The following is an 18,496-nucleotide window of genomic DNA, read 5'->3' as shown; positions in this document are numbered from 1 at the left end:
GGGGGAGAGCTTCCTTCTGCCATGGGCCCGGGCACCGTTCCGCCCCGGGCCCCGGCCCCACACCGCGTGCGTTACGACAGCACCCCCGCCCCCGTCGTCGCCCCCAGCGACGTCGGCAGGCTCTTCGCCGAGGACTCCAGCCCCGCCGTCAGCGTCGGCGTCCAGTTGACCGTGGTCTTCAGGTCCTTGGAGGACGCGGCGTTGTAGGCGGCGACCAGGTCCGTCACCGTGCCGTTGACCTGGTTGCCCGTGCCCTTGATCGCGCCGGTGCCGTCACCGCTCAGGAGCTTGGCGACCTTCACGCCGGCCGGGACCTTCCAGTGGTTGTTCTCCGCGACGACCTGGGCCTTGGCGCGGGAGTTGATGCTGTACTGCACCGCGTAGCCGTTCAGGGGCGTCACGTCGTAGAGGTTGTTGTAGATGTGGATCTGGCCGACGCGGGCCAGGGGCGCCCGCTGGACGATGCCCTTCCACACGTTGTGGTGGATGGAGACGCGCAGCTTGCCGGCGGGCTCGCTGTCGCTGCTGCCGATGAGCATCGTCTTGTCGTGGTTGGTGAACTGGTTGCGGGAGACGGTCACCAGGTCGGAGCTCTTGGTGATGTCCAGGGATCCGTCGTGGATCTGGTACTCGCGGCCGAAGTACTCCGGGTTGGCGCCGTCGAAGCGCGGGGCGTCGGTGAACGTGTTGTGGTCCGCCCAGACGTGGGTCGCGCCGCGCAGGGTGACGGAGTCGTAGTTGGAGTTCCAGTTGCCCTCGTCGCCGTCGGTCGGGTCCCACTGCGGGAAGCAGTCCTCGGTGGCGGCGAAGGTCAGGTTGCGGACGATGACGTTGTCCACGTTCTGGATCTGGAGCATGCCGCCGGTGATGCCGGCCTTCGTCCCCGGCACACCCACGAGCGTGGTGTTGGCGGGCACCTTGAAGACGATGTTCGCCGCCTGCTTCTTCTGCGCGGCGGCCCGCGCCGTCTCCTGCGTGCCCGACGGCAGCTTGGAGCGGCCGTACACCGCTGGGTCGTACGCCTTCAGGTACGACGTCAGCGAATAGCCCGTACCCGACGCGTAGTTCGCACAGCTCAGCTTCTTGCCGGCGGCGTCGGTGTTGGCGTCGATGGTGCCCTTGACCTTGATGATCCGCGGGGTGGTGTCGGAGGCCGAGCCGAGGGCCTTCACCAGCTGCGCGCGGGTGCTGACGGTGAAGGTGTGCGCCGCGTCGGCCTTCGTGCCGCCGGTCGTGCCGGTGCCGGAGGAGGCCCAGCCGTCCTTGGCGGCGAGCGTCTGGTGGTACAGGTCGACGGCGTCCGCGTTCGCGCTCATCACGAAGTACGAGGCACCGAGACCGGTCGCCGCGACGGCTGCGGCGGAGGCGAGGAGGGTGCGTCGCTTGCGGAGGGAGCGGCGGTGCGAGGGGGTTGCCACGAACGGGTCCTTACGGTGATGGGGTGACGTGCTGTCATCCCGTCAGTGGCCGCAGGAAACCGAAGGGTTGCCGTTTCCGATCACATCTTCCACAAGCCTGTACACACTTCCCCCGCAGACGGTATACATCCGGAAGATCATGTGAAGCCGGTGACTTACCGGCACAAGTGGGGGGATCCACAACCATGGCACTTTTCGGCAACGCGCACACCGTCGACCCGGCCCAGGCGCAGCAGGACTACGCCCGTCTGCTGGGCCCCGGCGAGCAGGTGCAGGCCGCGTACCAACTGGTCCGCGACGTCATCCTGTTCACCGACCGCCGCCTGCTCCTGGTCGACAAGCAGGGCATCACCGGCAAGAAGGTGGAGTACCACTCCATCCCCTTCCGCAGCATCACCCACTTCGCGGTGGAGACCGCCGGCACCTTCGACCTCGACGCCGAGCTGAAGATCTGGGTCTCGGGCAACTCCGTCCCGATCCAGAAGACCTTCACCAAGGGCGTCGACATCTACGAGGTGCAGGCGATCCTCACGCAGTTCGTCGCGAAGTAGCGCCGGGCGGCGGGGTGGTGGCGGTTCAGACGGGCACCGCTGCCGCCGCCATCCACCACGGCACGCTGTACCAGCCGGCGGGGACGCGCCGCCCCGCGACCTCGCCGCCCGCGTAGTAGTACGGCGTCACCCCGCCCGGCCGGTTCGAGACGGCGTACGTCCGTCCCTCCACCGCGACCCGGCCGTCCCGGGCCATCACCCTGACCGTCGCGCATACGTCGCACGGTCAGCCCCGGCCTGCCCGCGTGATGGCCAACTACGCGGAGGAGATCCGCATGCCCCGAGCACTCTCAGCCTAGGAGCAGCACCAGCACCAGACAGCCTCGGTGCCTGTTTCTGAGAGGAGAATTCCTCCCCAGTCGAACACCGACAGACAGGCTACCAACGGGTCCCGTCACCAAGTGCGAATTGGTGGGACCATTTTGGCAGTTACACGAGTCAAAGGACCCGTCACTTTGTCGGCCTTCCCACAGCCAAGCCGGTGGCCTGCCCCCTAGATTGACGCCCGCACCCGAAATGAACCCGGGCAGAACCCGCAATCTCATCGGCGGCATACATCCCATCTAAGCCTTCTTCGGGTGCCCGGGAACCGTGGCGGCTGAGTTGCGCTGCTTCCCACCATCTCTCTCCCCCCGTGCCGTTCGGCATTTCGGGCCCCCACAAACAACTGAAAGTGCACCAAGTGATGAGATACCTCCAGCGTTTCGGCCCCGGACTGGCCATCTCTGCTGCGGCGATCGCGTTGAGCACGCCCGGACCGGCCATCGCCGACGAGGCGACCAACGGCAAGGACGCCACGTACTACATCTCGCTCGGCGACTCCCTGACCACGGGCTACCAGCCGGACGTCGACAAGGACACCGACCTCGCCTACACCGACGATCTCTACGCGCAGCTCAAGCAGCGCACCCCCGGACTGAAGCACATACGCCTCGGCTGCACCGCTGAGACCACCGAGTCTCTGATCAAGGGCGGCAAGTGCGACTACCCGAACGCCAAGTCCCAACTGGACGCCGCCCTGCAGGCCTTGGCCCAGCACCGCGGCAAGGTCGCCTACGTGACCCTCAGCGTGGGCGCGAACGACATCCTCCTCAACTGCGTCGGCCCGGCCGGCACCCTCGACGGGGCGTGCCTGAACAGCCGGAGCCAGACCATGGCGAAGAACCTCGCCCAGATCGCGGGCGCGCTCCGCGAGGCGGGCACGGAGAACACGCAGTTCGTGGGCTCGAATTACCACAACCCGTTCCTGGGGGCCTGGCTTCAGGGCGCCGGGGGGCAGCAGGCCGCCAAGGAGTCGGCACCCCTGGTCAAGGCCGCCAACACGGGGATCACCCAGGTGTTCAAGTCCACCGGCTTCAAGGTGGCGGACGTGGCCGGGGCCTTCTCCTCGGACGACTTCACCACGCAGGTGAACGTGCCCGGCGCGGGCGAGGCGCCGGTGAGCGTGGCCAAGATCTGCCAGCTGACCTGGGCGTGCACGATGAAGGACCCCCACCCCAACGCCGACGGCCACAAGGTGATCGCCGGCGCCTTCGCGGCGCAGCTCGCCGACACCGACGTGCCCGGTGCGAGTCCGTCCCCTACCCCCACCCCTGACGACTCGGCCACGCCCGAGCCCGGCACCAGCACGGGCAGCGGCAGCGGCACCGGCAGCGACACGGGGGCGAACCAGCCGTCCACGAACGGAGACCTCGCCGAAACCGGCGCGTCGAGCAGCACCCCCGTCCTCGCGGGTGCCGGTCTCGCCGTCGTGGCGGCCGGCAGCGCCGCGGTCTACTTCGCGCGCAGGCGCCGTACGACAAACGAGAGCTGACAGTCAGTCAGTAGATCCCGGACGACAGCAGGCCGCCCACGATGTCGCGGACGGCCTGCTGCGCAAGGCACAGCGCGATGGGCACGGTCACACACGGGTGTTCTCCATCCCCCGCTCCTACGCCCACCAGCTGCCGGCCGATGTGGGGCCGGTGGAGAAGGCCCGCGTTTTGAACTGAGAGGTTTCACATGACCGAACCAGCCGCAGCAGTTCTGGCCCGCTTCAGTGAACAAGTACTGGGTCTCCCCCTGCCCGTGGGAATCCGCCTCTGGGACGGCAGCACGGCCGGCCCCAAGGACGGGCCGGCCTTCGTCCTGCACAACCGCGAAGCCCTGCGGCGCCTGCTGTGGCGGCCCGGCGAGCTGGGGCTTGCCCGCGCCTGGGTGGCCGGAGACCTCGAAGTCGACGGCGACCTGTACGAGTTGCTGAAACGCATCTCGACGCTGCTGTGGGAACGGGAGGAGTCCGGCAGCCGCACGGCGGCGCTCCGCGGAGCGCTGAGCGTGCTGACCACACCCGGCAGCCTGCGTACCGTGAGCCGGACGCTCGGCCTCGCGGGTGTCGTGCTCCCGCCGGCACCGCCGGCCGAGGAGGTGGTGCGCCGTCGCGGTCCCGCGCACAGCATGCGCCGTGACAAGGCGGCCATCAGCCACCACTACGACGTGGGCAACGACTTCTACGCCCTGGTCCTGGGCCCCTCGCTCGTCTACTCCTGTGCCTACTGGCAGGGCGACCCGTCCTCCGGCTCCGACAACACTCTGGAGCAGGCCCAGGAGGCCAAACTGGACCTGGTCTGCCACAAGCTCGCTCTGCGCAAGGGGCAGCGGCTGCTGGACGTGGGCTGCGGCTGGGGCTCGATGGCCATGCACGCGGCCGAACGCTACGGCGTACAGGTCGTAGGGGTCACCATCTCGGACGAGCAGGCGGCACTGGCTCGCGAGCGTGTTGCCGCGGCGGGGCTTGAGCACCTGGTGGAGATCAGGGTGCAGGACTACCGCCAGATCGACGACTCTCCCTTCGACGCGATCTCCTCGATCGGTATGGCCGAGCACGTGGGCGGGAAGCGGTACCGAGAGTACGTGGACATCCTGCATCAACTGCTGAAGCCCGGCGGGAGGTTGCTCAACCACCAGATAGCGCGGCGTCCTGTGCGGGACGAAGGGAAGTACCGGATGGACCCCTTCATCGACCGGTACGTCTTCCCCGACGGCGAGCTGGCTCCCATGGGCTCCACCGTGTCGCTGCTGGAGGAAGCGGGCTTCGAGGTGCGCGACGTCGAGTCCCTGCGCGAGCACTATGCCCTCACGCTACGTGAGTGGGTGGCCAGCCTCGAAGCGCACTGGGACGAGGCGGTCAAGCTGACCTCGCCCGGGCGGGCGCGGGTATGGCGCCTGTATATGGCGGCGTCGGCGGTCGGGTTCGAGACCAACACGATGGGCGTCAACCAGGTGCTGGCGGTCAGGACCGGCGGTGACGGCCGGTCCGGCATGCCGTTGCGCAGGGACTTCGTGGGGGCCTCGGCCTCGACCTCGACCTCGGCGCTCGCCTGACGAGGCGTCGGTCCGGTGCCGTCGGTGGGTGGGACACGCCGCAGCCCGCCTGATGTGCTGCCTGCTGACACCGTCCTGCTCAACGGTCATGCATTGCGGAGGCCCCCGGTCGACCCGGCCGAGATCGGCATGCCCCAGGTCCGTCCGGCGGAACGGCCCGCTGGAGAACACGGATCCGTCGTACCCGGCGACGGCGATCCGTGTCGCGGCGCCGGCTCCAAGGCTGAGCGCGGAGACGTCGAGGCCGTAGTACGCGGGATCGTCGGCGGCCGTGGCGGGCGAGGGCAGGTCCGTGCCGCTGGTCAGCCCGCTCCGGCTGCCCCAGAGGACCGTCACCGCACCGGAGTCCGGCTCCTACGGTTCCGTCGAGTACAACCGGAACACCCCCTCCGTGGAGTCCGTCGCGCTGGGCGACTTCGACCGCCAGGGCGTCCCCGATCCCGCCGTCGTCACCACCCGTCTCGACGGACTGAGCGGCGGCCAGGTCTACGCGGATCCCCTCATCGGCAACGAACTCCAGCAGGGCAACGGCCTGATCGCGGCCGTCGGCGACATCAACGGCGACGGATACCACGACCTCGTGGCAGGCGACCCCGACGAGCCCGACGCCGACGGGACGGACGGCGCGCTGGGAGGCCGTGTCCTCATCTGGCACGGCTCGAGGAACGGCGTCCTGACCGACGCGAAGCCCGTGCAGATCACCCAGAACACCGCGGGCGTCCCGGGTGCGAGCGAGAAGGGCGACGACTTCGGCGCCGCGCCGGCCGTGACGGACCTGAACCGGGACGGCCTCGCCGACATCGTGGTGGGCTCCCCGTACGAGGACCTCGCCAAGGCCGATGCCGGCCAGGTGACCGTCGTCCCGGGCCGCCGCTCGGGCGCCCTCGGTACCGGCGCGACGGTCTCGGCCGGGGACGTGAATAAGGACGGCCGGCCCGAGCTGTTCGTCGGCGCGGCCGGTGAGAACAACTACACCGGCGCGGTGGGGGACCTCCCGCCCGACCGCCACGGGCAGCCGCCTGTTCACGGCCGCCTCGGTCGGGCTCACGCAGGCCGACAGCACGCTCATCGGCGGCAACGGCCTCCTCTGGATCGTCCGACGGACCGCGCCGCCTCCGCTCAGGAGGCCACCGGCCGCCGGCCGCTCTCCGTGGCGGTCCGGGACAGGCCGCCGGTCTTTCCGCGGGTGTTCTTGATGTAGATCACGCCGATGACGGCGAGCAGCGAGGCGGTGGAGAGGGTGTACAGGCCCCCCTTGGTGCTGCCGGTCGTGTCCTGGAGGTAGCCGAAGAGGAAGGGGGAGACGAAACCGCCCAGGTTTCCTATGGAGTTGACCACGGCCAGCCCCGGCGCGGCGATCTTGAGGTCGAGGCCGGACTGGGCCATCGGCCAGTACAGGGAGGCCGCGCACTTCCCGCCGACGGCGGCGAGGGTGAGCGCGGCGAGGCCGAACCAGGGGGAGCCCAGGGTGGCCAGGAAGGTGCCGACGGCCGACAGGACCAGGGCGATCGCGAGGTAGGGGCGGCGGTCGGGGGCCTTGTCGGTGTAGTGGCTGACCGTGTACATCGCGATCACCGCGCAGATCCACGGGATGGCCGAGAGCAGTCCGACCTGGAACGGCGAGAGTCCGCCGATGTCGTCGACCAGGCTCGGCAGCCAGAAGGTGATCGCGTACCCGGTGAGCGCCATCGCGAAGAAGACACCGGTCAGCAGGGCGACCTGCGGGTGCAGGATGAGCTTGAGGCGGGACACCTTGGGCGCCCGGGTGCGGGCCTCCTCGTCCCGGGCGACCGCCGAGGCCAGCGCGTCCTTCTCCTCCCGCGTGAGCCAGCCCGCCTCCTCGATGCGCGAGACCAGGAAGAACCCGGCGACGATCCCGACGACGATCGAGAAGACGCCCTCCAGCACGAACATCCAGCGCCAGCCGGCGAATCCGCCCACGCCGTGCATTTCGAGGAGCGCCCCGGTGATGGGCCCCGTCACGATGTACGCCGTGGCCGAGCCGCCGAGGAAGATCGCGTTGGCCCGGCCGCGGCTGGAGTCGGGCAGCCACTGGGTGAAGTAGAGGAGCACACCGGGGAAGAAGCCCGCCTCCGCGACACCGAGCAGGAAGCGCAGGACGTAGAACATCGTGACGTTGTGGATGAAGCACATCGCCACGATCACCAGACCCCAGGTGATCATGATGCGGGTCAGCCACACCCGGGCGCCGAAGCGCTCCAGGAGCATGTTGCTGGGCACCTCGAACAGCGCGTAGCCGATGAAGAAGAGGCCCGCGCCGAGGCCGTAGGCGGTGGCGCTCACCCCGACGTCGGCCCTGAGTTCGTCCTGCACGAAGCCGACGTTCGTCCGGTCCATCTGGTTGACCAGCAGCATCAGGACGAGGAGCGGCAGCATGCGGCGCAGGAACTTGGTGACGGCCCGGCGTTCGGCGTCTGGTATCACGACTTCTGACATCGTTGTCTCCCTCATGGTGCACATACGTGAACAGCAATCACGTACGCGGGCACCTCGGGACCTTACGGAGGCCCGTGTTCCGGGTCAATGGGCTGGGCGAAGCTCCACATATGTGAACGTGCGGTCATCGCGCGCACCCATCGACCCGGACCACGGGGTCAGCGGGTCAGCGGGTCAGCGGGTCAGCGGGTCAGCGGGTCAGGTGCCGCCGCCGGTGTTGGTCGCCTCGGGATCGACACCCATCGTGAGGGAGCCGACGACCCCCTTGGCGATGTTCTTCCGGTTGTACTTCAGCTTCAGGAGACCGCCCGCGGCGCCGCTCTGGTCGTAGATGGTGTCCTCGGTGAGCGTGGTGCGCTCGGTGGTGCTGGTGGAGTACGGCTCGACCTCGGCGGAGGCCAGCACGGACTCCTCGTCGAAGAAGAACTGGCCGGTGTGGCAGGAGTGCCCGCCCTCGTAACCGGCGTCGGTCCACTCGCCGTCCACATGCACCTTGGTGTGGATGTGGACGCAGCGGCCCCGGTACCAGCCCGGGAAGATCGTCCTGAAGGTGACCCGGCCCTGCCGGTCGGTCCTCCAGGTGCCGCGCAGATACCGCTCGTCGTCGGTGGGCTCCTCATGGACCCCGCCGGTCCCTCCGGTCGGCGCGCCCGACGGCGGCTCACCGGTCGGGGTGCCGGAGGGGGTGTCCGTGGGGGCGCCGGTGGGCGCGCCGGTGGGAGGCGTGCCGCCACCGCCGGTCGAGGCGTCCTCGTAACCGGAGTAGATGCCGAGCGCGTCGCAGTGCCAGATGTCGACGGCCGCGTCGGCGATCGGCTTGCAGGTCTCGGAGTCGACGACCTTGAGGTCGAGGGTGAGCGGAATACCCTCCTTGTCCTCGGTGATGTCCCGGCGGATCTTGTCCGCGTCGATGTAGTAGGGCCCCTCGGTGGTCTCCGAGGTGAGCCGGTAACAGACCTCCGCGCCGCTCGACCCGGAACTCGACGTGGGCCTCGCCGTCGTCGAGCCCGTCTCGTCCGCGGAGGCGGTCATCGCCAGAGCGCTACCGGCCCCCACGGCGACCACCGCCGCGCCGCCCGCCACGACCACCTTGCGGCGCGTCAGATCCCGCTTGTGTTTCGGCCCTTCGGCCGTCTGGTTTCCCGTCATGGACAGCGAAGCTAGGGGCGGCACCTGTCAGCGGGATGGGTAAGAGCTGGGCAAGAGCCCTGCGTTCGAAAGTGGCTCGGAAACGACGGTGGACAGGACCTGAGGCCCTCCTGATGGTCCTAGCGGACGAAACCGCGGACCGGGTGCCAGTCGCTCCACGTGGAGCAGTTGATCCAGCCGATGTCGTTGCTGTAGTCGCGCAGGCACACCTTGATGCGCCCGTAGCCGTCCTCGTCGAAGTCGTAGTCGCACACCTTGTAGCCGTTGTCGGCGCCGTTGGAGTCCACACAGGTGCCGGAGCGGCCGTAGTCGGTCTCCCAGCGGGTGACCGTGCTCATGCCGTCGCCCTGTGTGTCGGAGACGCCGATGGTGTCGTCGTAGTTCTGGAAGTAGCCCGAACCCGCGTTGTCGGAGGTGGACATCCAGATGCTGATGGCATTGGCCGGCCCGGCGGCCAGGACGACGGCGGCCGCGGCACCCGTCACCAGCCCGATCGTGGTCTTCAGTCGCTTCACTTCGGCGTTCCCCCACTCGGTTCGTGATCACGCAGGCGAACACCCTCGCCTGCGGAAGGTCACACTCCTGTGATCACATGGGTAACGGGTACATGACAATGCGTGCACGACGCTCCGCACGCACGCGATGGCCCCGGGACGACTTGCGTCCCGGGGCCTCAGCACCGCGTAAGAAGCCTCGCTTCGGGCTGTCCGCCGCCTACTTCGGCTGCGGCTTGCGCACCGTCAGGTGCAGCTCCCTCAGCCGGGTCTCGTCCAGCTCCGTCGGCGCGCCCATCATCAGGTCCTGGGCGTTGCCGTTGAGCGGGAAGGCGATCGTCTCGCGGATGTTCGGCTCGTCGGCGAGCAGCATCACGATGCGGTCGACGCCGGGGGCGATGCCACCGTGCGGCGGGGCGCCGAAGCGCAGGGCGCGCAGCATGCCGGCGAACTCGCGCTCGACGGTCTCCTCGTCGTAGCCCGCGATACCGAAGGCCTTGAGCATGATGTCCGGCTCGTGGTTCCGGATCGCGCCGGAGGACAGCTCGACGCCGTTGCAGACGATGTCGTACTGCCAGGCCAGGATGTCCAGCGGGTCCTGGTGGTCCAGCGCGTCCATGCCGCCCTGGGGCATCGAGAACGGGTTGTGCGAGAAGTCGATCCGCCCGGTCTCCTCGTCCTTCTCGAACATCGGGAAGTCGACGATCCAGCAGAACCGGAAGACGTTCTCCTCGAAGTGCCCGGCACGCTTGGCGGCCTCGACACGGACCGCGCCCATGATCTTCGAGACCTCGTCGAACTCGCCCGCGCCGAAGAACACGGCGTGACCGGCGGCCAGGGACAGCCGCTTGGTCAGCTCGGCGACGTTCTCCTCGGTGAGGAACTTCGCGATCGGGCCGGTGAGCGACCCGTCCTCGGCGACCCGCACCCAGGCCAGGCCCTTCGCACCCTGCTCCACCGCGTACTCGCCGAGCTGGTCGAAGAACTTGCGGGGCTGGCCGGAGACGTCCGGCACCGGAAGCGCGCGCACGTGCTTGCCGGCGAACGCCTTGAACTCCGAGCCCTCGAAGATGTCGGTGATGTCGACCAGCTCCAGCTGGGCGCGCAGGTCCGGCTTGTCGGAGCCGTACTTCAGCATCGCCTCACGGAACGGGATCCGCGGGAACGGCGAGGTGACCTCCCGGCCGCCGCCGAACTCCGTGAACAGCTCGGTCATGAGCTTCTCGATCGGCTGGAAGACGTCCTCCTGCTCCACGAAGCTCATCTCGACGTCGAGCTGGTAGAACTCGCCCGGCGAACGGTCCGCGCGCGCGTCCTCGTCACGGAAGCAGGGCGCGATCTGGAAGTAGCGGTCGAAGCCCGAGATCATCAGCAGCTGCTTGAACTGCTGCGGGGCCTGCGGCAGCGCGTAGAACCGGCCCGCGTGCAGACGGGAGGGGACCACGAAGTCACGGGCGCCCTCGGGAGAGGTCGCCGTCAGGATCGGGGTCGCCATCTCGTTGAAGCCGAGGGCCACCATCTTGTGCCGGATCGCGGAAATGACCGCCGTACGCAGCATGATGTTGCGGTGCATGCGCTCGCGGCGCAGGTCCAGGAAGCGGTACTCCAGGCGCCGCTCCTCGTTGACCCCGTCCTCGGTGTTGATCGTGAACGGCAGCGGGGCGGCGGCACCGAGCAGCTCGACCTCGCCGACCTCGACCTCGACCTCACCGGTGGGCAGGTCCGGGTTCACGTTCTCGGTTCCACGTGAAACAACCTTGCCGTCTACACGGACCGTCGACTCCTTGGTGAGCTTGTCGAGGGCCTCGTAGGCGGGCGTGCCCGGGCGGGCGACCAGCTGCGTGATGCCGTAGTGATCGCGCAGATCGATGAAGAGGATGCCGCCCAGGTCGCGCCGATTGTGCAGCCAGCCACTCAGCCGGACGTCGGTGCCGACGTCAGAGGCGCGGAGCTCGCCGCAGGTGTGGGACCTGTACCGATGCATCGTCGTTCATCGTCCTTCGTTTTGTGGTCTGCCGAGGGTGCTCTCCTCGACGGGAACGGGCCGCTGTGCCCGGCATCCCAAGGGTACCGGCCGCCCCAAGCCGGACTCCCCACCATTAATGCCCACGGACATGGGTGGCCGTTCTGGACAAGACTTTCCTACAGTGGGCCAATGCGCACTGGTGAGCCCCTGCCCGCCGTGGGGCAGGTACTCGCCGCCCTCGCGACCGGTCTGTGGCGCTGGGACAACGACGCGGAACTCGTCATGCTGGACGCCGAGGCCGCGCGGCTCATGGGGCTGCCCGCCGAGCAGGTCACCCTGACCGAGGCCCAGGCCCGCGCCCGTTTCCACCCCGTCGACTGGAACGAGATCGACGGCATCGTCCATCTCGCCGTCGCCGAGGGCACCCTCGCCGAGGCCCGGCTGCGGGTCATGGACGAACGGGGCCGGGTGATCCGCACCGTCCGCAGCCGCTCCAAGCCGGTCGTCGACCCGGCCAGCGGGATGTACGCCCTGTTCGGCACCCTCCAGGAGGTCACCGAACCCTCCCCGGGCAGCGCGGCCCGCACCCCGGTCACCGGTGACTGGCGCCGCTCCCGCGAGGCGTTCCTGCTGGACGCGGGGCGCGCCCTGGCCGAGGCCCGCTCCACGGCCGAGGTGCTGCGGGTCGCCGCCGGCCTGTCCATGCCCGGGTTCTCGCCGGACGGCCTGGCCGTCTTCGGCCTGGCGGGGGACCGTCTGACGATCATCGGCCAGCACGGACACCGGCACGGCGACGAGGGCCCCTTCTCCCACATGGCCCTGGACACGGACTACCCGGCCGCCGAGGTCGTCCGCACCGGCCGCGCCGTCTATCTCTCCTCCCCCGAGGAGTACAAGTCCCGCTACCCGGCGACCTGGCCCCTCGCGCAGGACTTCGGCCGGCAGTCCTGGGCGTTCCTGCCCCTGATCGTGGCCGGCCGCACCCTGGGCGCCTGGATGGCGGCCTTCACCTACCCGGTGGCCTTCACCCCCGACGAGCGTTCCGTCCTGACCACCGTCGCCCGGATGCTCGCGCAGGCCCTGTCCCGCGCGGGCGTCACCGAGTCGGAACGGGAGCTGACCGACGGCCTCCAGCGCTCCATGCTCCCCAAGCTCGGCCCTCGCATACCCGGCATGAGCGTGGCCGCCCGCTATGTCCCCACCGGCGGCGGCCTCCAGGTCGGCGGCGACTGGTACGACATGATCCCGCTGCCCAACGGCCGCTTCGCCCTGGTCATCGGCGACGTCCAGGGCCACGACGTCCGGGCGGCCGGTCTGATGGGCCAGCTCCGCATCGCCCTGCGCGCCTACGCCTCGGAGGGCCACCGGCCCGACGCGGTCCTCTCCCGGGCCTCCCGCTTCCTGCACGGGATGACGGACGGCTACCGGGAGGGGGAGGGCGGTGGGGGGACGTCGGGGGGCGGAAGCGGGGCGGGTGCCGGTGCTGGTGTCGGATCTGGTGCCGGTGTTGGTGTTGGAGCCGGTGTTGGTGTCGGCGCCAGGGACGACCTCCTCGCCGACCTCCGCTTCGCGACCTGCCTCTACATCGAGGCCGACCCCACGACCGGCATCCTGGACGTCGCCCGCGCCGGCCACCCCGACCCGGCGATCCGGATGGCGGACGGCACGGTCCTGAACCGTCCGACGGCCGGCGGCCTGCCCCTCGGCATCGACCCGGACGCCGACTACCCCACCACCCGGATCACCCTCGAACCCGGCGAAACGCTCCTCCTGTGCACCGACGGTCTGATCGAGACCGGCGGCCACGACATCGAGACCGGCTGGAAGCGCATCCGCTCGATCCTCGAAGACCACCAGGGCGACCTGGAGGAACTGGCCGACGCCCTGGTCCAGGCCGTGCACGGCCCCTCCTCCCACCACACCACCGGCCCGCTCGTGGACCGTCGCGAGGACGACATAGCCGTCCTGCTGCTGTGCCGGGAGGGGGACGGCTGCGGTTGCGGCGAGCCGGTGACGGTCCGCCCGACCGTCCGCCGCACGATGCTCTCGGTCGCCCAGGCCGAGCCGGAGCGGGTGGCGGTGGCCCGCCAGCAACTGCGCGAGCTGCTGCACGACTGGGCCTCGGCGGACCAGGTCGACTCCGCGGTCCTCCTCCTGTCCGAGACGCTCACCAACGTCCTCGTCCACACCGACACCGACGCCCTCCTCCTGGCCGAGGTACGGGGCGGCCCTGGCGACCGCCGTATGCGAGTGGAGGTCACCGACACCAGCGACGACCTCCCCCACAAACGCAGACCCGGCGAACTGGCCTCCTCCGGGCGCGGCCTGATGCTCATCGAACTCCTCGCGGACGCGTGGGGCGTGGACCCCCGCGGCGAGGGCAAGAGCATCTGGTTCGAGCTCTACGAGTCGACGGCGGACCCTTCGGACCTGTCCCTGCCGGAGTAACCAATCGGCCGACCCTCGCGCCGCGTCCCTCAGACGCCTGCCTCTTCCCCATATCGGGTGAACATGCTTGCTTCGGACACGAGTTGCATCCTCTGCTGCCTAGCTTCCTGAGCGGAGGTGATGCTCGATGTACGAGCAGAACAACAAGGAACAGCAGCAGGACGCGATCGACATCAATGACTTCGTGTACGCGGCCACGGGGGCGCGGATGCGGAGGCTGACGATGCCGGACGGGACGCACTGGTTCCCCGTCGCGGATGTACTCAAGGAACTGGGGTACAGCAACCCCCGGAAGACTCTGGCGGACCATGTCCCCGCAGAGCACCGAGAGATTCTCGAGACCGTAACTGGAGGGCACGGTCTCGGCATTCCCGCAGGTCGGGAGTGGCGCCGAGACATGAATCTCGTGGACCTCCAGGGTCTGATCCGGTTGGTCAACGGCTGCACCAAACCATCGGCTCAGCCCTTCAAGGCCTGGGCCTCCGAAGTCATCGCCACCGTCCAGCGCGACGGTTCCTACTCCCTGGAACCGTCCCCCGCGCAGATCCCCGGCACCGGCGCCCCCGCCTACGTCATGCCCCAACAGGTCGCCGACGCCATCGTCCGTCTCGAACAGCGCAACCTTGAGGCGGACGAGATGCAGTCGGCTCTCGCAGGAGAGCGCAATGACCTGCTACGGCAGATCAGCGGCAGCCTGAAGGACATCGCCGAGTCCCTTAGGCCCCGTCCGGAGAACCGGCCGGCCTCGAAGTTGACACCTCAGGAACTTCTCGCGTCCTGGAAGGAGAAGAACCTCGTCGTCACCGAGGACGTCCACGCGGTCGCCGCCTACCTGGCCCCGACTCTGCTCAACGGCGGCGCCCACCACACCGTGACGGAGATCGCCCACCGCACCGGCCTGCCGCGCGAGCGGGTCCACGACTGCCTGCGCATGCTGCTCAGAAGGGGCTGCATGCGCCAGGCGGGATGCACCCCCGACGGCGCACCGGTCTACGTCCTGCCGTAGCGACGAGCACCCCACGAAAACAGGCCCGAAGTCGCAACTCCAACTTGCGGCTTCGGGCCTTGTCGTACCGTACCGGACCTACAGCCCGCCCTCAGTCATTCCATGAACCGCGGGGATCGTCCCCAGCCGGCCCTTCTGGAAATCGTCGAACGCCTGCTGCAACTCCTCACGGGTGTTCATCACGAACGGCCCGTAGTGCGCCATCGGCTCACGGATCGGCCGGCCGCCCAGGAGGACGACCTCCAGGTCCGGCGTGTGGGAGTCCTGCTGCTCGTCCGCGCGGACGGTCAGGGAGCCACCCGCGCCGAAGACGGCGGTCTGGCCCAGATGGATGGGCCGCCGCTCGGCACCCACCGCACCCCGGCCCGCCAGCACGTACGCCAGTCCGTTGAAGTCCTCGCGCCACGGCAGGGTCAGCTCCGCCCCCGGCGCCAGCGTCGCGTGGATCATCGTGATCGGGGTGTGGGTGATACCGGGACCGGCATGGCCGTCCAGCTCACCGGCGATGACCCGCAGGAGCGCGCCACCGTCCGGAGAGGCGAGCAACTGCACGTTCCCGCCCCGGATGTCCTGGTACCGCGGCGCCATCATCTTGTCCTTGGCGGGGAGGTTCACCCACAGCTGGAGGCCGTGGAAGAGGCCGCCGGACATGACCAGGTGCTCCGGCGGCGCCTCGATGTGCAGCAGCCCCGCGCCGGCCGTCATCCACTGGGTGTCGCCGTTGGTGATGGTGCCGCCACCACCGTTGGAGTCGTGGTGGTCGAAGATGCCGTCGATGATGTAGGTGACGGTCTCGAAGCCGCGGTGCGGATGCCAAGGGGTGCCCTTCGGCGCACCCGGCGCATAGTCCACCTCCCCCATCTGATCCATCATGATGAACGGATCCAGATGCCGGTAATTGATCCCGGCGAACGCCCGTCGCACCGGGAAGCCCTCGCCCTCAAAACCGCTCGGAGCGGTCGTGACGGTGAGTACGGGACGGGCCACGGCGTCGGCGGGTGCGGCGACGCGCGGCAGCGTCAGCGGGTTCTCGACGGTCACTGCAGGCATGTCGGTACCTCCTCGTGCTCCGAGTTTAGTTGAGCGTTGAACTTTCTGCCACCCCCAACGACGAAAGTCCGGGAGGCATTCCCACAGAAAAGTCAGGGCCCCCTCACAGGAACCCCGACCTTCATCCAACTGGACCCGAGCGGATCAGGCGACGAGTTCCGCCTTCTTCGCGTCGTTCTCGCCGGCCGCCGCCGCCCCGGCCCGGTCACCGCCAGCACCTCTCCCACCCTTCCCGTCCCGCATCACCAGCGCCGCCAGCACCGCCGCCACCAGGACACCGATCGCGCTCACCGCGAAGGTCATGGACATGGAGGCGGTGAAGGCCTCGCGGGCCGCGCGCACCAGCCCCGCGTCGCCGTCGGCGGCGGCCAGCGCCCCCGCGATCGAGTGCCGGGCCTCCTCGGGCACCCCGGCCGGCATCCTGGACGCGAACCCGCTCGACAGCAGCGAGCCGAGGATCGCGATCCCGAGGGCGGTACCGGCCTGCTGGACGGTGTCGTTCAGGGCCGAGCCGACGCCCGCCTTGTCCTCGGGGATCGTGCCCATCAGCGCGTTGACCGCGGCCGGCATCGCGAGACCCGCACCGAGACCGAGCAGGCCCAGGGCCACCGCCGGGACCGTGAAGCCGGAGTCGGCCGAGACCGTGGCCATCAGGGCGAAGCAGGCCACCATCACCAGCATCCCCGTGAAGATCACCCACCGGTTGCCGTAGGTGGCGGCGAGTTTGACGCCCACCCCGTTGCCGACCAGCGCCGCGACCGCCAGCGGCAGGAACGCCAGGCCCGCCTCCATCGCCGAGTAGTCGAGCACGAACTGGAGGTACTGGGTGAGGACCAGCAGGAGACCGCCGTTGCCGATCTGGACGAGGGCCAGGGAGAGCGAACCCCCGCTGAAGTTGCGGTGCTTGAAGAGGACCAGCGGGACCATGGGCGACTTCGTGACGTTCTCCCAGACCACGAAGCCGGCCAGGGCCAGGACCGCGGTGACCAGGGTGAGGGTCGCCCGGCCGCCGAAGGCCCCGTGCTGCGGGAGCTCGATGATCCACCAGACCAGGGCGGTCATGCCCACCGCGGAGAGCACCGCGCCGAGCGGGTCCGGCTTCTGCCAGGGCGCCTTCGACTCCGGCATGAGGGTCAGCCCGGCGACGAGGGCCAGGACGACGACGGGCACGTTGATGAAGAAGATCGCCTGCCAGGAGAAGTGCTCGATCAGGACCCCGCCCAGGACCGGGCTGCCGACCAGGCCCAGCATCGACACCGAGCCCCAGGCCGCCATCGCCTTGCCGCGCTCGTCCTCGTCGAAGACGGTGATGAGGATCGAGAGGGTCGACGGCATGATCAGCGCGCCTCCGACACCCATTGCTATGCGGACGGCGATCACCTCGCCGGGGCCCTCACAGAAGGACGCGGCCAGTGAGGCCGCTCCGAAGAGCACCAGGCCGATCAGCATCACCTTCCGCCGGCCGAAGCGGTCGCCCAGGCTGCCCGAGGTCAGCAGGAGGCCCGCGAAGACCAGGATGTAGGAGTCGAGGATCCACTGGGTGTCCTGGGCGCTCGCACCGATGTCGGCGGTCATGGCGGGCACCGCGACGGTCAGGGCCATGTTGTCGACCACCAGGACCAGCGTGCTCAGGCAGAGCACGACGAGGATCCACCAACGTCGTGGGTTGCGCGCTTCGGTTTCCATCGGACTCCCCTTCGAGAACACCGTTCCTTCGATGCGAACACTGTACGCACAGCGGAACAGTGTTCGCAACCTCTTATCACTGTACGCTGGATGCGAACGTCGTACGCCATACGCCGTATGCAACGAAGAGTCCCGCACCCACCGAAGAGTCCGAGGAGTGCCATGGCAGACAGGGCGACACAGCATCCGATTCCGTCCGTATGGGCCCGCCCGGAGCACAAGCCCGACCAGCCCACGCTCAGCCGGGCCGCGATCGTGCGCGAGGCGATCGTCATGCTGGACGCCGAGGGCATCGAGGCGCTGAGCATGCGCAAGCTCGCCACCCGGCTGAACGCCGGTGCCGCCTCCCTCTACCGGCACGTCGCCACCAAGGACGAGCTGATGGAGCTGGCGGTGGACGAGGTGGCCGCCGAGATCCACGTACCGTCGTCGGACGGCCCCGACTGGCGCCCGGCCGTCGCGGAGGCGGCCCGCTCCTTCCGTACGACGGCGCTACGGCACCCCTGGCTGTCCTCGGTGCTCGGACAGGCCGGGCTCGCCTATCTCGGCCCGAACCTGATGTCGTACTCGGAGCGCCTGGCCACCCTGTTCGCGGTGGCCGGCTTCGAGGATCCGAACGGCGCGATCGACGCCGTGCTGTCGTACGTCATCGGCATGAGCACGACGGAGGCCGCCTGGCTTCTCACGGTCGCCCGCTCGGGCGAGAGCGAGGCCGACTTCATCGCCCGTCTGCTGCCCGCCGCCCAGCAGGCCGTCGACGGGCACGAGCATCTGGCCAAGGGCTATGCGGTGACCGCGGAGACGATCGCCGACCCGGTGGCCCTGCGGGACGCCAAGTTCGCCTACGCCCTGGACATCGTCCTGGACGGCCTGGAGGTGCGGCTCGCCCGCTGACATACGGCCGCGAG

The 18,496-nt window shown here is 69.2% G+C and carries 15 protein-coding genes; 7 read left to right on the top strand and 8 right to left on the bottom strand.

The genetic code is table 11. From position 1 onward, the window contains the following. Nucleotides 1-71: 71 nt before the first annotated feature. Nucleotides 72-1,418 carry a pectate lyase family protein gene (locus tag SLINC_RS23150; RefSeq protein ID WP_067436389.1) on the bottom strand — a complete coding sequence of 449 codons (1,347 nt, stop codon included), beginning with the start codon at nucleotides 1,416-1,418 and terminating at the stop codon, nucleotides 72-74. A 185-nt stretch (nucleotides 1,419-1,603) separates the two neighbouring features. On the opposite strand from SLINC_RS23150, the gene SLINC_RS23145 reads away from it, so the two are divergent. Continuing rightward, nucleotides 1,604-1,969 carry a PH domain-containing protein gene (locus tag SLINC_RS23145; protein ID WP_067436385.1) on the top strand — a complete coding sequence of 122 codons (366 nt, stop codon included), beginning with the start codon at nucleotides 1,604-1,606 and terminating at the stop codon, nucleotides 1,967-1,969. 25 nt (nucleotides 1,970-1,994) lie between these two features. Here the strand turns inward: SLINC_RS23145 and SLINC_RS48060 are convergent, their stop codons facing one another. Next, nucleotides 1,995-2,165: a hypothetical protein gene (locus tag SLINC_RS48060; protein WP_159425354.1), complete on the bottom strand. Its 171-nt coding sequence runs from the start codon at nucleotides 2,163-2,165 to the stop codon at nucleotides 1,995-1,997. 489 nt (nucleotides 2,166-2,654) lie between these two features. Here SLINC_RS48060 and SLINC_RS23140 point away from each other — a divergent pair, with 489 nt between their 5' ends. From SLINC_RS23140 to SLINC_RS23130, 3 genes are all read left to right on the top strand, one after another. Then, complete coding sequence (locus tag SLINC_RS23140; protein WP_067436382.1) at nucleotides 2,655-3,782, top strand: SGNH/GDSL hydrolase family protein; 1,128 nt, start codon at nucleotides 2,655-2,657, stop codon at nucleotides 3,780-3,782. Between the two features lie 188 nt (nucleotides 3,783-3,970). Then, entirely contained in the window at nucleotides 3,971-5,332 is a 1,362-nt protein-coding gene (locus tag SLINC_RS23135; protein ID WP_067436379.1) for an SAM-dependent methyltransferase, read from the top strand. Between the two features lie 292 nt (nucleotides 5,333-5,624). After that, entirely contained in the window at nucleotides 5,625-6,533 is a 909-nt protein-coding gene (locus SLINC_RS23130; RefSeq protein WP_310736455.1) for an FG-GAP repeat domain-containing protein, read from the top strand. Here SLINC_RS23130 and SLINC_RS23125 read toward each other — a convergent pair. The 4 genes from SLINC_RS23125 to aspS all read right to left on the bottom strand — a co-directional run bounded on the left by SLINC_RS23125 (nucleotide 6,452) and on the right by aspS (nucleotide 11,416). Beyond that, nucleotides 6,452-7,789 carry an MFS transporter gene (locus SLINC_RS23125; protein WP_067436373.1) on the bottom strand — a complete coding sequence of 446 codons (1,338 nt, stop codon included), beginning with the start codon at nucleotides 7,787-7,789 and terminating at the stop codon, nucleotides 6,452-6,454. The genes SLINC_RS23130 and SLINC_RS23125 overlap by 82 nt on opposite strands. A gap of 198 nt (nucleotides 7,790-7,987) precedes the next feature. Beyond that, the gene (locus tag SLINC_RS23120; RefSeq protein WP_067436370.1) at nucleotides 7,988-8,938 is read right to left on the bottom strand and encodes an intradiol ring-cleavage dioxygenase; all 951 of its coding nucleotides are present in this window, start codon (nucleotides 8,936-8,938) and stop codon (nucleotides 7,988-7,990) included. 119 nt (nucleotides 8,939-9,057) lie between these two features. Then, nucleotides 9,058-9,453: a hypothetical protein gene (locus SLINC_RS23115; RefSeq protein WP_067436368.1), complete on the bottom strand. Its 396-nt coding sequence runs from the start codon at nucleotides 9,451-9,453 to the stop codon at nucleotides 9,058-9,060. Between the two features lie 199 nt (nucleotides 9,454-9,652). Continuing rightward, on the bottom strand, nucleotides 9,653-11,416 hold the full coding sequence (gene aspS / locus SLINC_RS23110; protein WP_067436366.1) for an aspartate--tRNA ligase: 1,764 nt from the start codon (nucleotides 11,414-11,416) through the stop codon (nucleotides 9,653-9,655). Between the two features lie 171 nt (nucleotides 11,417-11,587). On the opposite strand from aspS, the gene SLINC_RS46140 reads away from it, so the two are divergent. Continuing rightward, nucleotides 11,588-13,846 (top strand): ATP-binding SpoIIE family protein phosphatase, encoded by a 2,259-nt coding sequence (locus tag SLINC_RS46140; RefSeq protein WP_079164674.1) that lies wholly within the window; start codon nucleotides 11,588-11,590, stop codon nucleotides 13,844-13,846. A gap of 127 nt (nucleotides 13,847-13,973) precedes the next feature. Further along, nucleotides 13,974-14,852 (top strand): BRO family protein, encoded by an 879-nt coding sequence (locus tag SLINC_RS23095; protein WP_067436363.1) that lies wholly within the window; start codon nucleotides 13,974-13,976, stop codon nucleotides 14,850-14,852. A 78-nt stretch (nucleotides 14,853-14,930) separates the two neighbouring features. Here SLINC_RS23095 and SLINC_RS23090 read toward each other — a convergent pair whose 3' ends face one another. Both SLINC_RS23090 and SLINC_RS23085 read right to left on the bottom strand, forming a co-directional pair. Further along, complete coding sequence (locus SLINC_RS23090) at nucleotides 14,931-15,902, bottom strand: pirin family protein (protein ID WP_067436360.1); 972 nt, start codon at nucleotides 15,900-15,902, stop codon at nucleotides 14,931-14,933. A 144-nt stretch (nucleotides 15,903-16,046) separates the two neighbouring features. Then, nucleotides 16,047-17,588 carry an MFS transporter gene (locus SLINC_RS23085; RefSeq protein WP_067436357.1) on the bottom strand — a complete coding sequence of 514 codons (1,542 nt, stop codon included), beginning with the start codon at nucleotides 17,586-17,588 and terminating at the stop codon, nucleotides 16,047-16,049. Between the two features lie 162 nt (nucleotides 17,589-17,750). Between SLINC_RS23085 and SLINC_RS23080 the strand changes: the two genes are divergently transcribed. Beyond that, nucleotides 17,751-18,482 carry a TetR/AcrR family transcriptional regulator C-terminal domain-containing protein gene (locus tag SLINC_RS23080; RefSeq protein ID WP_067436354.1) on the top strand — a complete coding sequence of 244 codons (732 nt, stop codon included), beginning with the start codon at nucleotides 17,751-17,753 and terminating at the stop codon, nucleotides 18,480-18,482. The last annotated feature ends 14 nt before the right edge of the window (nucleotides 18,483-18,496 follow it).

Source organism: Streptomyces lincolnensis (assembly GCF_001685355.1).
Taxonomy (GTDB): domain Bacteria; phylum Actinomycetota; class Actinomycetes; order Streptomycetales; family Streptomycetaceae; genus Streptomyces; species Streptomyces lincolnensis.
The sequence above is the reverse complement of the archived record's forward strand: the minus strand, read 5'-3'. Positions and strand labels throughout refer to the sequence as shown.